14 protein-coding genes are annotated in these 12751 nt (G+C 68.8%); 4 read left to right on the top strand and 10 right to left on the bottom strand.

The window, feature by feature from the left end:
• Positions 1 to 69: 69 nt before the first annotated feature.
• Genes ACTJI6_RS09015 through ACTJI6_RS09035 form a run of 5 tightly spaced genes read right to left on the bottom strand, consistent with a single transcriptional unit; the run spans position 70 to position 4461 of the window.
• Positions 70 to 942 carry a lysophospholipid acyltransferase family protein gene (locus tag ACTJI6_RS09015; RefSeq protein WP_126154809.1) on the bottom strand — a complete coding sequence of 291 codons (873 nt, stop codon included), beginning with the start codon at positions 940 to 942 and terminating at the stop codon, positions 70 to 72.
• Positions 939 to 1862: a DMT family transporter gene (locus tag ACTJI6_RS09020; RefSeq protein ID WP_241232787.1), complete on the bottom strand. Its 924-nt coding sequence runs from the start codon at positions 1860 to 1862 to the stop codon at positions 939 to 941. Before ACTJI6_RS09020 ends, ACTJI6_RS09015 begins: the two co-directional genes overlap by 4 nt.
• A 3-nt stretch (positions 1863 to 1865) precedes the next feature.
• Positions 1866 to 2843, bottom strand: coding sequence for a site-specific tyrosine recombinase XerD (locus ACTJI6_RS09025; RefSeq protein ID WP_440799933.1), 978 nt, complete (start codon positions 2841 to 2843; stop codon positions 1866 to 1868).
• Positions 2840 to 4297 carry a hypothetical protein gene (locus tag ACTJI6_RS09030; protein WP_440799936.1) on the bottom strand — a complete coding sequence of 486 codons (1458 nt, stop codon included), beginning with the start codon at positions 4295 to 4297 and terminating at the stop codon, positions 2840 to 2842. The genes ACTJI6_RS09025 and ACTJI6_RS09030 overlap by 4 nt, the downstream gene beginning before the upstream one ends.
• Positions 4294 to 4461, bottom strand: a complete 168-nt coding sequence (locus tag ACTJI6_RS09035; protein WP_440799939.1) for a hypothetical protein — start codon at positions 4459 to 4461, stop codon at positions 4294 to 4296. The genes ACTJI6_RS09030 and ACTJI6_RS09035 overlap by 4 nt, the downstream gene beginning before the upstream one ends.
• An 85-nt stretch (positions 4462 to 4546) precedes the next feature.
• Between ACTJI6_RS09035 and ACTJI6_RS09040 the strand changes: the two genes are divergently transcribed.
• Together ACTJI6_RS09040 and aroB are read left to right on the top strand one after the other, a co-directional pair.
• Complete coding sequence (locus ACTJI6_RS09040; protein ID WP_440800218.1) at positions 4547 to 5137, top strand: shikimate kinase; 591 nt, start codon at positions 4547 to 4549, stop codon at positions 5135 to 5137.
• A complete protein-coding gene (gene aroB / locus ACTJI6_RS09045) occupies positions 5134 to 6243 on the top strand; it encodes a 3-dehydroquinate synthase (protein ID WP_440799942.1) in 1110 nt (369 codons plus the stop codon). Before ACTJI6_RS09040 ends, aroB begins: the two co-directional genes overlap by 4 nt.
• Before the next feature lie 17 nt (positions 6244 to 6260).
• Here aroB and ssb read toward each other — a convergent pair whose 3' ends face one another.
• Positions 6261 to 6746: a single-stranded DNA-binding protein gene (ssb, locus tag ACTJI6_RS09050; protein WP_440799945.1), complete on the bottom strand. Its 486-nt coding sequence runs from the start codon at positions 6744 to 6746 to the stop codon at positions 6261 to 6263.
• Positions 6747 to 6911: 165 nt separating this feature from the next.
• Between ssb and ACTJI6_RS09055 the strand changes: the two genes are divergently transcribed.
• Positions 6912 to 7535 carry a lytic transglycosylase domain-containing protein gene (locus ACTJI6_RS09055; RefSeq protein ID WP_126154815.1) on the top strand — a complete coding sequence of 208 codons (624 nt, stop codon included), beginning with the start codon at positions 6912 to 6914 and terminating at the stop codon, positions 7533 to 7535.
• A gap of 78 nt (positions 7536 to 7613) precedes the next feature.
• Here ACTJI6_RS09055 and ACTJI6_RS09060 read toward each other — a convergent pair whose 3' ends face one another.
• The 4 genes from ACTJI6_RS09060 to scpA form a co-directional block, all read right to left on the bottom strand.
• Entirely contained in the window at positions 7614 to 8918 is a 1305-nt protein-coding gene (locus ACTJI6_RS09060) for a homoserine dehydrogenase (RefSeq protein WP_440799948.1), read from the bottom strand.
• Between the two features lie 63 nt (positions 8919 to 8981).
• A complete protein-coding gene (locus ACTJI6_RS09065; protein ID WP_126154817.1) occupies positions 8982 to 9503 on the bottom strand; it encodes a hypothetical protein in 522 nt (173 codons plus the stop codon).
• Positions 9504 to 9505: 2 nt separating this feature from the next.
• A complete protein-coding gene (locus ACTJI6_RS09070) occupies positions 9506 to 9871 on the bottom strand; it encodes a hypothetical protein (protein ID WP_440799951.1) in 366 nt (121 codons plus the stop codon).
• A 129-nt stretch (positions 9872 to 10000) separates the two neighbouring features.
• Positions 10001 to 12136 (bottom strand): methylmalonyl-CoA mutase, encoded by a 2136-nt coding sequence (gene scpA / locus ACTJI6_RS09075; RefSeq protein WP_440799954.1) that lies wholly within the window; start codon positions 12134 to 12136, stop codon positions 10001 to 10003.
• Positions 12137 to 12193: 57 nt separating this feature from the next.
• Between scpA and ACTJI6_RS09080 the strand changes: the two genes are divergently transcribed.
• Positions 12194 to 12700 carry a DUF4174 domain-containing protein gene (locus tag ACTJI6_RS09080; protein WP_440799957.1) on the top strand — a complete coding sequence of 169 codons (507 nt, stop codon included), beginning with the start codon at positions 12194 to 12196 and terminating at the stop codon, positions 12698 to 12700.
• The last annotated feature ends 51 nt before the right edge of the window (positions 12701 to 12751 follow it).

The raw sequence follows: 12751 nt of genomic DNA on the forward strand, positions 1-12751 counted from the left end.
GTCCGGCCCCGCGCCGCCGCAAGGTTCACCGGCGCGCAGGGGCTGTGCGCCGATGTGCGCACCGACCCGTCACTTCCAGCGGCGGTGGACCCAGAACCACTGGTCCATGTGGCGGCGGACCAGCATCTCCAGATCGTCGTTCAGCGCCTGCATCATCGCGGCGGGATCGCTGTGCGGGACCGGATCGCCGACATGGACGCGGAACCGCAGCCCGTCCGGGCAGCGGATGCCGTGGACCGGGATCAGCAAGGCGTCGTATCGCAGCGCAAGCTCGGCGGGGGTCAGGACCGTGCGGCTGGGCAGGTCGAAGAAGCGCAGTTCCGGGGCGTGGCGGTCGTATTGGTCGAAGCCCAGGGCCAGCCAGCCGCCGCCCTTCAGGAACCGCAGCATCGAGGCAAGGCCCGACCGGCCGCGCGGGAACAGCGGCTCGGCGATGGCGGTGATAGCGGGGATGTAGTGGCGGTTGAACGCCTCGTTGTTCATCGGACGGTACAGCGCGCCGACCGGCCAGCCGCGCCCGGCAAGCGCCGCGCGCATGGCGTCGTAATTGCCGAAATGCGCGCAGGCGATGATGACCGGGCGATGCGCGTCGAAGGCGGCCTCCAACGCGGGCAGGCCGGGGCCTTCCAGCGGGTCGGCGTCGCGGATCCGGGCGGTGAATTCCTCGCCCGAATAGATCTCGGCCACCGACCGCCCGGCATTGTCGGGGACGGCGCGGGTCAGGGCCTTGACCTCGGCTTCGGTCAGGTCGGGGCGCGCCAGGGCCAGGTTGTCGCGGATCCGCCGGCGCCAGCCTGCCAGCGGGCCCAGAACATGCCCGAACAGCCAGCCGACCGCAGGGATGCGTCTTTCGTAGGGCAGCAGCCGGGCCAGCCCGATCACCGACAGGAAGGCGGCATTGGCGATGCGGTCGGACAGGGGAGGCGTGTCGGGATGGCTCATGGCATTCTCCGCGCCGCGCGGGATTCGCGCGACCAGACATAGAGGCCCGCCGCGACGATCAGCCCGGCGCCCGCGACCGTGAACGGATCCGGCAACTGCCCGAACAGCAGCCAGCCCCACAGCCCCGCCCAGACCAGCCCGGTATAGCCGAAGGGGGCCAGCACGCCCGCCTCGGCCGTGGCGAAGGCGCGGACCAGCAGATACTGGCTGAGCGTGCCGAAGATCCCCAGCAGCGCGAAGGCCCACAGGTCGGCCATGGCGATGGGCTGCCAGACGAAGGGCACCACCAGCGATGTCAGCGCGCTGCCCACCACCGCCGACCACATGACCGAGGTCGCGACCGAATCCGCCCGCGCCATCCGCGTCAGCAGCGCGCCCGCGGCATAGGTGAAGGCCCCCGCCAGCGGCAGCAGGGCGGCGGGCTGGAAGACGCCCAGGCCGGGGCGGATGATGATCAGCGCGCCGATCAACGCCACGCCGATGCCCGCCAGCCGCCGGGGGCCGATCCTCTCGCCCAGGAACAGTGCGGCGCCCAGGGTGATCAGGACGGGGTTCAGGTCCATGATCGCGGTCGCCTCGGCCAGGCCGATATATTGCAGCGAACTGAAGAACAGCCCGACCGAGCCAAGCTGCATCAGCGCGCGGGAAAATTGCAGGCAGGGGCGGCGGGTGCGCATCAGCGGAAACATCGCGTCCCGGAAGATCACCGCGAAGATCGCCAGGTTGCCGACGAAGCGCGCCCAGACCACCTGCGCCGGGTGATAGGTCTGGGTCAGGTGCTTGGCGGTCGCGTCCATCAGCGTAAATCCCAGGATCGCGGCCAGGATCAGGGCGATGCCCGCCGTCTGCGCGTTGGCGGGCCTGCCCGTCGCAGGGTTTTTCCGCCCCATCAGGGCAAAGGCCCGCGCCAGAACCTGCATTCCCTATTCCCCCGCTTCCCGTCCCGCCTTCCTAGAGACGGCGGGGGCCTGGGCCAAGGGGTGATGGGTCAGGACCAGGTCGCGCATCCGTTCGTCCAGGACATGGGTATAGATCTCGGTCGTGCCCAGGTCGGCATGGCCCAGCAGGGTCTGGATGGACCGCAGGTCGGCCCCGCCTTGCAGCAGATGCGTGGCGAAGGCGTGGCGGATCACATGCGGCGTGACGCGGGCGGGGGACACGCCCGCCGCCACCGCCATGTCGTTCAGCAGCCGACCGAAGGTCTGGCGCGGCATGTGCCCCGCCACGCCGGGGGCGGGAAACAGCCAGCGCGCGCCCTTGCCCGCGACCAGGCGGCCCAGCGGGCTGTCCTTGGGCGCGTTGTCGCGGATCGCAAGCCAGGCCGACAGGGCGCGCCGGGCGGGCGGCGTCAGGGGCACCATGCGTTCCTTGTCGCCCTTGCCGCGGATCAGCAGCACATTGGGGTCGCCCCGGCAGGCGGCGGCGGGCAGCGACACCAGCTCGCTGACGCGCATCCCGGTCGCATACAGAAGCTCGATCAGGCACAGGTTGCGCGCCTGATCGGCGGGGTGACGCCCGATCCGGGGTGCGGCGGCCAGAAGGGCGTCGATCTCGTCCCGGTCCAGCGTCTTGGGCAGGCGCTTGGCCCGGCCCGGCCCGCTGATGCGGATCGCGGGATCGTCGTCGCGCCAGCCTTCCTCCAGCGCGAAGCGGGTGAACTGCCGAATCGAGGACAGCCGCCGGGCGCGCGTGGCCCGTGACAGGCCCTGAGCGTCGCAATGGGTCAGGTAATCCTCGACCCGTTCGCGGGTCAGGTCGGCCAAGGCCAGCCTGCGCGCGGCCAGCCAGTCGGACAGGTCGCGCAGGTCGCGGCCATAGGCCAGCACGGTGTTGCGCGCCGACCCGGATTCGGCGGCCTTGGCGTCCAGAAAGGCCGATATGGCGCGATGATCGGCAATCACGGGCTGGGCCGCATGACGGGCAGCAGCGACAGTTGCGCGGCGGCCAGGTCGGCCTCGGCCCCCAGGCCCAAGGCGCGCAGCATGGCCAGACCGCGCCCGGCGCGGGCCATGTCGCCGTCCAGGCCAGCGTCCACATCGGCCATGGCGGTCAGCAGCGCCTCGCCCCTTTGGGTGGAGGGCGGCTCGACGGCTTCGGCGTTCAGCGCGGGGTCCAGGACCAGCGGCACCGGCACCGGCAGCCCCTGCCACTGGCGCAGGATCGTGGCGATCTCGGCCGACCGGCCTTCGCCCCCCTGCGGCAGGTCGGCGGCGATCATCGCGGCCAGCACATCGGCCATGCCCGCCTTGCGGAATTCGTCGAAGGCAGCCGGCAGCGCCGGCGAGGGATCGCCGCCCGCCAAGGCGGCCTCCAGCGTGCGCATCGCGCCCGCGCGTTCCCAGACCCCGCCCGAGGCGGCGGGTTTCTGTTCGCTGTACAGCGCCCGCAGCGCGGCGGGGGACATCGCCCCGGCGCGGGCCAGCCGCTCGGCCGCGTCCAGCCGGGCCTTCCAGCCGTTGTTCGGGCGCAGATCGGAATGGGCGAAGGCGATCGGCAGCGAGGATGTCGGCAGCGGCTGGCCGATCGCCTCGTGGATGCGGAAATCCAGGGGCGTCATGCGGTCCGACGGCGGCAGCATCTGGTCGCTGTCCACATAGGCGTCGTCCAGGAAATGCGTCAGCAGCACCGCCTGGCCCTGATCCAGCAGGCCCAGCGTTTCGGCCCCGTGCAGGCTGATCGCGGCGGCGGCCCAGTCGCCCGTCTGCGCCAGGCAGAAGATCCGCGCGGCGAAGCTGGGGGCGATGCCGGGGGTGGTGTTCATGATCTCGCAGGCGCGCGCCTCGTCCCCCTCCAGCAGGGCGATGTCGAACAGGCGGCGAAAGATCTCGGGCGTGGTGGGTCCGGCGGCGGTCAGCAGGGCCTGCGCCCGGTCCACCGCGCCCGCGTCCAGCAGGCGGTCGGCGCGGGCCAGGAACAGCGTGCCCGGCGGCGTGTCGGCCTGGCTGGGCGGGGTCAGCTGCGTGGTCAGCAGGCGGTCCAGCAGCGCGTTCATCGCGGGCAGCCGGGCCGGGGTGCGCAGGATCAGCCCGGCCAGCGTGGCGGCGCTGCTGCCCGCCCACAGATCGGCCGGAAGCCCTGCCTTGCGCGGCGTTTTCAGGCCCACCGTGTCGGGGTTGCCGATGCCCAGGCGCGTGACCTGGACCGGCCCGACCTCGCCCGTGGTGGCCACCGGCTTGGGACCGGGCGCGCCCGGAACGCCGGGAGGCGGCGCATCGCCGGGCCGCCAGGCCGAGCTTTCGCGGTCGGGCCCGCGCACGCTGCCCGACAGCCAGTCGCTGGCCGACAGAGGTTGCTGGGCCTGGGCGGGCAGGGCCAGACCAAGCGCCAGGGCAAGGGGCAGCAGGCGATGGCTCACTCGGTCGCGGTCCCGGTTGCGGGGGCGGCGGGGGCCACCGGGGCGCCGCTGACGGGGCTGCGCACTTCTGACCGGACCGGCTGCATGTCGCCGAAATAGGCATAGCCCGCCAGGCCGACCACCGCCGCCACGATCAGCACCACCAGAACCTTGAGCAGCCGCATCGAATTCGCCTCGTTTCTTTGTCGTTTGCGCTTGCGGCCGGTCTTTTGCCGGCCTGACCGGAATATATATGGCATTTTCCGAAAGATCACGCCATTCAGTCGGGCCAAGAAACGGGGGACAGACATGCGCCAGCGTCTGGGGCGCCATATCGTGCTGGTCGGAATGATGGGGGCGGGCAAGACCGCGCTCGGGTCGGAACTGGCCCGGCGGCTGCACGTCCCCTTCACCGATTCGGATGTCGAGATCGAGACGGCGGCCGCCATGTCCATTTCCGAAATCTTCGCCCGCGATGGAGAGGCCTTCTTCCGCGACCGAGAGGCGCAGGTGATCGCCCGGATCCTGCGGGAATCGCCGCGCGTGATCTCGACCGGAGGAGGGGCTTGGATGCAGGACCGCAACCGCGCGGCCATCGGCGCGGCAGGCATGTCGGTCTGGCTGTCCTGCGACCTGGACACGCTGTGGCACCGCGTCCGCCAGCGCAGCACCCGGCCCCTGCTGCAAACCGCCGATCCCAAGGGCACGCTGGCGCGGCTGCTGGCCGAGCGGAACCCCACCTATGCCCTGGCCGAACTGACCTTTCCCGCCCGCCCCGGCGACAGCGTGGATGCCGCGACGACGCGGCTGCTGGACGCCATCCGAACCGCCGATCCCGCCCTTGTGACCGAGACGCCATGACCTCTGATCCCGTTACCGTCCATGTTCCCCTGGGCGACCGCGCCTATGATGTGCGCATCGGCCCCGGCCTGATCGACCGCGCGGGCAGGGAAATCGCGCCCCTGCTGCGTCGCCCCCGCGTGGCCATCGTCACCGACGAAACCGTGGCCGGGCTGCATCTGCCGCGCCTGCAAGCCGCGCTGAAGGCCGAAGGCATCGCGTCCGAGGCGCTGACCCTGCCTGCGGGCGAAGCCACGAAAAGCTGGCCGCACCTGACCGCCTGCGTCGAATGGCTGCTGGACCAGCGGGTCGAACGCCGCGACATCGTGGTGGCCTTCGGCGGCGGCGTGATCGGCGACCTGGTGGGCTTTGCCGCCGCGATCCTGCGTCGGGGCGTGCGCTTCGTGCAGATCCCCACCACGCTGCTGGCGCAGGTGGACAGCAGCGTCGGCGGCAAGACCGGCATCAACAGCCCGCATGGCAAGAACCTGATCGGCGCCTTCCACCAGCCCTCGCTGGTTCTGGCCGACATCGCGGTGCTGGACACGCTGAGCCCGCGCGATTTCCTCGCGGGCTATGGCGAGGTTGCGAAATACGGCCTGCTGGGCGACGCGGATTTCTTCGAATGGCTGGAAGCGAACGCCCCCCGCCTGCGCGACGACATGGCGCTGCGCCAGCACGCCGTGGCCCATTCGGTCGCCATGAAGGCCGGGATCGTCACGCGCGATGAAACGGAACAGGGCGAACGGGCGCTGCTGAACCTGGGCCACACCTTCGGCCATGCGCTGGAATCCGCGACCGGCTATTCGTCCCGCCTGTTGCATGGCGAAGGCGTGGCGGTCGGCTGCGCGCTGGCCTTCGATCTGTCGGCCCGGATGGGTCTGTGCAGCCAGGAAGCGCCGTCGCGGGTGCTGGAACACCTGCGCCGGATGGGAATGCCCGCCGCGATCCGCGATATTCCGGGCGATCTGCCCGACGATGCGGCGCTGATCGCGTTGATGGGGCAGGACAAGAAGGTCCTTGACGGCCGCCTGCGATTCGTCCTGGCGCGCGGCATCGGCGAGGCTTTCGTCAGCGACGACGTGCAGCCCGACACCCTGGCTGCCGTGCTGCGGGACGCCCGCTAGGGCGCCCCGACCGCAGATCAGAACGGGATTTCGTCGTCGTAATCGCTGCGGCTGCTGCCGCCCTTGTTGCCGCCGCCCGAGGACGAGCCGCCCCGGTCGTAATCGTCATAACCGCCGCTGTCTCGGCCGCCGCCGCCACCGCCGGATCCGCCCCGGCCTTCCAGCATCGTCAACTCGCTGCGATAGGGGCGCAGGGCGACCTCGGTCGTATAGCGGTCGGCGCCGGACTGATCCTGCCATTTCCGGGTCTCAAGCTGACCCTCGACATAGATCTTGCTGCCCTTCTTCAGATATTGCTCGGCCACGCGGACCAGAGGTTCCGAATGGATGACGACGGAATGCCATTCCGTCCGCTCCTTGCGTTCGCCGGTATTGCGGTCCTTCCACGTCTCCGAGGTGGCGATGCGCAGGTTCGCGATCTTGCCGCCATTCTGAAAGGTGCGGATTTCGGGATCGGCGCCCAGATTGCCGATCAGGATGACCTTGTTGACGCTGCCTGCCATGACGTTTTCCTGCAAAGATGGTCTTGCGACGGGTCTAGCGCAGCCCCCGCCGCGATGCAAATGCGCGCTTTGCCGCCGCGTGCTGCCTGGCCGAAAAGCGATGCTGGCGATGCGGCCCGATTTCTGTATAGTCCCCGCAAAACCCAGAACAACGAGGGACGGGACATGACATTCATCCCTACCATCAAGGCGGGTCTGTGCGCGATGCTGGTCGCCGGCCTTGCGCTGCCCGCCGGGGCCGAGGGGCTGCGCCTGTCGGGCAGTTCGTCGAAATCGCGCGCCGAACAGTTCGCCCGCCAGACCCGGCTGATGGATTCGCGGCTGGCCGGGCAATACCAGCAATCGGCACGGCTCCAGCCGCGCGGCGGCGCCTCCAGTTCGGTCGAGATCGAGCTTTCGGCGAACATCCCCGCCTATCGCGGCAAGCGCAGCGACTTCATCCCGCACGCCCGCGCCGCCGCCCGGCGCTATGGCATCCCCGAGGATCTGTTCCTGCGGCTGGTCCAGCAGGAATCGGGTTGGAACCCAAGCGCCCGGTCTCACAAAGGCGCCACCGGCCTTGCGCAGTTGATGCCCGGAACGGCTGCCAAGCTGGGCGTGAACCCGCATGACCCGGTGCAGAACCTGCATGGCGGCGCGCGCTACCTGCGGATGATGTACAACCAGTTCGGCAACTGGCGCCTGGCGCTTGCCGCCTATAATGCCGGGCCGGGCGCGGTGCAGAAATACAACGGCATCCCGCCCTATCGCGAAACCCGCAACTATGTGCGAATCATTGCGGGCGGCTGAAGCCTTTTCTGTGTCCAAATATCCTCGCGGGTGAATTGCGCCCCGCGCAAGAGGGGGCGCGAGCGCCCCCTTTCTTCGTCACACTTCCTCGATCCGCAATTCGACCGGCTCGCCCGCCAGGACGCCGGTGCGGGGCAGGGTCTCGATGGCAAAGTCGATCGCCTCGGGCGTGGTCTTGTGGGTCACGACCAGCACCGGCACGCTGTCGGGGCTGTGCTGGCCGTATTGCCGCATCCGGTCGATCGAGATCCCGGCATCGCCCAGGACCGTCGCCACCTTGGCCAGGGCGCCCGGCTTGTCCTGCAATTCCAGGCGGATGTAATAGGCCGCCGGAACGGCGGTGCGCGCGGGCTGGGCGGCCTTCAGGGTCGTGGCGGGCTGGCCGAAAACCGGCATCCGCACGCCGCGCGCGATTTCCACCACGTCGGACAGGACCGCGCTGGCGGTGGGGCCTTCGCCCGCGCCCGCGCCGCGCAGCACAAGCTGGCCCACGCTGTCGCCTTCGACCACCACCATGTTGGTGCCGCCCATCAACTGCCCCAGGGGGCTGTCGGCGGGAACCAGGCAGGGCGACATGCGCTGTTCCAGGCCGCGCGGCGTCATCTGCGCCACGCCCAGCAGCTTGATCTTGTAGCCCATGTCGGCAGCGCGGCGAATGTCGTCGATGCTGACGCGCTCGATCCCTTCGATCTCGACGGCCTCGAAATTGACCCGGGTGCCGAAGGCGATCGAGGACAGGATCGCCAGCTTGTGCCCCGCGTCGATGCCGCCCACGTCCAGCGTCGGGTCGGCTTCCAGGTATCCCAGCTGCCGCGCTTCCTCGAACACGGCGTCATAGGGCAGGCCCGCGCTGTCCATCCGCGTCAGGATATAGTTGCAGGTGCCGTTCATCACGCCCATGACGCGGCGGATCTCGTTGCCGGCCAGCGATTCCGTCATCGCCTTGATGACCGGGATGCCGCCCGCCACCGCCGCCTCGAAGCGCAGGGTGCGGCCCAGGCTCTCGGCCAGTTCCGCCAGCGCCTGTCCGTGGACCGCCAGCAGCGCCTTGTTCGCGGTGACGACATCCTTGCCCGACCGCAAGGCGGCCTCGATGCTGTCCTTGGCAATGCCGCTGTCGCCGCCCACCAGTTCGACGAAGACGTCCACGTCATCCGCCGTGGCCACCGCCATCGCATCGTCCTCCCAGCGATAGGACGACAGGTCGGCATCGCGGTTCTTGCGCCTGTCGCGCGCGCAGATGGCGGTGATCGCCACGGTGCGGCCCGTGCGGCGCGCCAGCAGATCGCTGTGTTTCTGGACGATCTTGACGACACCGATCCCGACGGTGCCAAGCCCGGCGATGCCAAGTCTGAGGGGATCGGGGCGAAGGGGGGACGACATAAAGGCCTCTTGTCTGCGACTGCCTGCTGTTAGCGCGGGCCGCGCCGTCATGCAACGCGCGAGTCAGCCGCCTTCGTCAAGCCCTGCCCATTCCCCGTCGATGCCCGTTCCGCGCATGATCGACACGACCCGGCGCGCGGCCCGCAGCGTTTCGGCATGGATGGCGTGGACGGCTGCCGGGTCCATCTCGTCGGGATAGCGTTCGCCGCGCGTGTTGATGAAGGTCGGATGCCAATGGCCGGGCTTGCGCCCCGGACGCCACGAGGCATGGCACAGCAGGTTGCGGTTCAGGCGGATGGCGCGCAGATCCTCGGCCAGCCGGTCACGGCCCTGGACTTCGGCCTGCCGCATCGAGGCCGCGAAACTGTCGATCAGCGTGCCCAGGGTATCGTCGGCGATCTCCTCCATCCGCCGCAGCCAGCGCTGCAACGCCTTGTCGTCCGCCTCCTCGCCCAGTTGCTGGCGGGACAGGGAAAAGATCGCCCGCTTCAACGCCTCCTCAAGAAAGCCGAAGCCCGCCACGGCATGGCCGATGGCCGCTGCCATCTCGTCGGATAGGCGGTCGGGGGCGCGGGGCAGGGCCATGGCTATTCGCGCGACAGCCCCCGGACCTGGGTCGCGGACAGCAGGTCATGGCGCAAGTGCCGGGACAGGCTTTCGCAGCGGCGCCCGGAAAAGGCCCGCCGCAGATATCTCGGCGCCCGACGACGGTTTTCGTTCTTGTGGCAGCGTTCTTCGCTGGCACGGGAGAGGTCGAGGGTGCCTGCAAAAACCGGCACCGGCCTGACAGCCATGTCGGGATGCAGCCCCGCCCCGTCATCCGTAAGGCCGAGCAGCCGGACGGGCGGCGTGATGTCGCGCCCGATCATCCCGTGCAGCCGGTTGACGTATTGCGGCCCGAACTTCGTGCTCCATTTGATGCAGTCGACCTGCCTGATCTCCCGCACGTCCATCCGCTGTTTCCTTGTTTTTCCGGCAGGGTTTCACAGCCGGCCAGGTAAGGCAACGCCTGTTCACCTTTGTCCAAATATCCCACAGGGGGTCCGGGGGACGTGAAGTCCCCCGGCTATCGCGGGACGCAATCAGGCCGCGCGGTTTTCCCGGATCAGCTTCAGGATATCGGCCGCTGCCGCCGGGATGTTGGTGCCCGGCCCGAAGATCGCCTTGACGCCAGCCTTGCGCAGATAATCGTAATCCTGCTGCGGGATCACGCCGCCGCAGATCACCAGGATATCCTCGGCCCCCTGCGCCTTCAGCGCCTCGATCAGCTTCGGCGCCAGGGTCTTGTGGCCCGCCGCCTGCGAACTGATCCCCACCACATGCACGTCGTTGTCCACGGCGTCCTGGGCGGCTTCCTCGGGGGTCTGGAACAGCGGTCCCACGTCCACGTCGAAGCCGATATCGGCGAAGGCCGTGGCGATCACCTTGGCGCCCCGGTCGTGGCCGTCCTGGCCCATCTTGACGACCAGCATCCGAGGGCGGCGGCCTTCTTCTTCGGCGAAGGCTTCGATGTCGCGCTGAATGGCCGCGAAACCCTCGTCGCCTTCATAAGCGGCTCCGTAAACCCCTGCCAAAGTCCTCACCTCCGCCCTGTGGCGCCCGAACGTGGCTTCCATCGCCAGGCTGATTTCGCCGACGCTGGCCCGCGCGCGGGCGCATTCGACCGCCGCCTCCAGCAGGTTGCCGCCCTCGACCGTGCGGCGGCCCAGTTCCAGCAGCGCCGCGTCGCAGGCCGCCTGGTCGCGGGTGGCGCGAATCTTCTCCAGCCGGGCGATCTGACTGTCGCGGACCTTCACGTTGTCGATGTCCAGGATGTCGATGGGATCCTGCTGGGCCAGCCGATACTTGTTGACGCCGACGATCACGTCCTCGCCCCGGTCGATCAGCGCCTGGCGCCGCGCGGCCGTTTCCTCGATCCGCAGCTTGGGCATGCCGCTGGCGACGGCCTTGGTCATGCCGCCCATGGCCTCGACCTCCTCGATCAGCGCCCAGGCCTTTTCGGCCAGCTCGGCGGTCAGGCTCTCGATGTAATACGACCCCGCCAGCGGATCGACGACATGGGTGATGCCGGTTTCCTCCTGTAGGATCAGCTGGGTGTTGCGCGCGATCCGCGCGCTGAACTCGGTCGGCAGGGCGATGGCCTCGTCCAGGGCGTTGGTGTGCAGCGACTGCGTGCCGCCCAACGCCGCCGACATCGCCTCATAGGCGGTGCGGATCACGTTGTTATAGGGATCCTGTTCCTGCAAGGACACGCCCGAGGTCTGGCAATGCGTGCGCAGCATCAGGCTGCTGTCCTTCTTGGGATTGAAGTCCGACATGATCCGGTGCCACAGCAGCCGCGCGGCGCGCAGCTTGGCGATCTCCATGAAGAAGTTCATGCCGATGGCGAAAAAGAAGGACAGCCGCCCCGCGAACTGGTCCACGTCCATCCCCGCCGACAGCGCCGCGCGCACGTATTCGCGCCCGTCGGCCAGCGTATAGGCCAGTTCCTGCACCAGGTTCGCGCCCGCTTCCTGCATGTGATAGCCGGAAATCGAGATCGAGTTGAACTTGGGCATCTCCTTGCTGGTGTATTCGATGATGTCCGCGATGATCCGCATCGAAGGCTCGGGCGGATAGATATAGGTGTTGCGGACCATGAACTCTTTCAGGATGTCGTTCTGGATGGTCCCGGACAGCACCGAGCGGGAATGGCCCTGTTCCTCGCCGGTGACGATGAAGTTCGCCAGGATCGGGATCACCGCGCCGTTCATGGTCATCGACACCGACACCTTGTCCAGCGGGATGCCGTCGAACAGGATCTTCATGTCCTCGACCGAATCGATGGCGACGCCCGCCTTGCCCACGTCACCCACCACGCGCGGATGGTCGCTGTCATAGCCCCGGTGCGTGGCCAGATCGAAGGCCACCGACACGCCCTGCTGACCGGCGGCAAGCGCCTTGCGATAGAAGGCGTTCGATTCCTCGGCCGTGGAAAAGCCCGCATATTGGCGAATGGTCCAAGGGCGGCCCGCATACATCGTCGCGCGCGGCCCGCGCGTGAAGGGGGCGATGCCGGGCAGGGAACCCAGATGGTCCAGCCCCTCCAGGTCGGCCTCGGTATACAGGGGCTTGACGGGGATGCCTTCCAGCGTGTTCCAGGTCAGGCTGTCGGGGTTGGCCCCCTTCAATTCCTTCGCCGCCAGCTTCTGCCAGTCGTCCAGCGTGGGTTTCGTCATGATCCATCCTTTCGCACGGCGCGGCCTGCCCTATATTCAGAACAGGAAGGGGTGCCGATGAAGTTGAAATTGCTGATATTCGCGATGCTGGCCGCAGCCATGGGACCGGCCAGGGAGGCGCCCCCGCCCCAGGTCGAGGCCCAGCCCGCCAGTCCCGAGGAGGTTCCGGCCGATCCGGTGGCGCCGGAACCGCGTGCGGAGCTGCGGATCCTGTCCGCATCCGACGCCAGCCCGGTCGATTTCCTGTGGAACGCGCGTCCGGTGGTGGTCTTTGCCGACACGCCAGACGATCCGGCCTTCCGCCAGCAGATGCGCGCCCTGGAAGGCCGCAGCGAGGCGTTGGTCGAACGCGACGTGGTGATCATAGCCGACAGCGATCCGCAGGCCAACAGCGCCTGGCGGCAGCAGTTGCATCCGCGCGGCTTTTCGCTGGTCATCATCGACAAGGACGGGCAGGTGAAGCAGCGCCGCCCCTTGCCCTGGGACGTGCGCGAAATCAGCCGCGCCATCGACAAGCTGCCCCTGCGCCGGCAAGAGATCGGCCGGGCGGGGCTGTTGCCATGAGGATTGAAATGCAGGCGCGCGCCGCCTATATTCAACCCGAAGGACAAGGAG

It is taken from the genome of Paracoccus sp. 22332, from assembly GCF_052045125.1.
In the GTDB taxonomy this organism is placed as follows: Bacteria; Pseudomonadota; Alphaproteobacteria; order Rhodobacterales; family Rhodobacteraceae; genus Paracoccus; species Paracoccus haematequi_A.

Excerpts from the sequence above, each read along its gene's own strand:
- ssb (WP_440799945.1), bottom strand. The coding sequence starts at position 6,746 with ATGGCAGGCAGCGTCAACAAGGTCATCCTGATCGGCAATCTGGGCGCC.
- scpA (WP_440799954.1), bottom strand. The coding sequence starts at position 12,136 with ATGACGAAACCCACGCTGGACGACTGGCAGAAGCTGGCGGCGAAGGAA.
- ACTJI6_RS09015 (WP_126154809.1), bottom strand. The coding sequence starts at position 942 with ATGAGCCATCCCGACACGCCTCCCCTGTCCGACCGCATCGCCAATGCC.
- ACTJI6_RS09065 (WP_126154817.1), bottom strand. The coding sequence starts at position 9,503 with ATGGCCCTGCCCCGCGCCCCCGACCGCCTATCCGACGAGATGGCAGCG.
- ACTJI6_RS09035 (WP_440799939.1), bottom strand. The coding sequence starts at position 4,461 with ATGCGGCTGCTCAAGGTTCTGGTGGTGCTGATCGTGGCGGCGGTGGTC.
- ACTJI6_RS09060 (WP_440799948.1), bottom strand. The coding sequence starts at position 8,918 with ATGTCGTCCCCCCTTCGCCCCGATCCCCTCAGACTTGGCATCGCCGGG.
- ACTJI6_RS09055 (WP_126154815.1), top strand. The coding sequence starts at position 6,912 with ATGACATTCATCCCTACCATCAAGGCGGGTCTGTGCGCGATGCTGGTC.
- aroB (WP_440799942.1), top strand. The coding sequence starts at position 5,134 with ATGACCTCTGATCCCGTTACCGTCCATGTTCCCCTGGGCGACCGCGCC.
- ACTJI6_RS09020 (WP_241232787.1), bottom strand. The coding sequence starts at position 1,862 with ATGCAGGTTCTGGCGCGGGCCTTTGCCCTGATGGGGCGGAAAAACCCT.
- ACTJI6_RS09070 (WP_440799951.1), bottom strand. The coding sequence starts at position 9,871 with ATGGACGTGCGGGAGATCAGGCAGGTCGACTGCATCAAATGGAGCACG.
- ACTJI6_RS09080 (WP_440799957.1), top strand. The coding sequence starts at position 12,194 with ATGAAGTTGAAATTGCTGATATTCGCGATGCTGGCCGCAGCCATGGGA.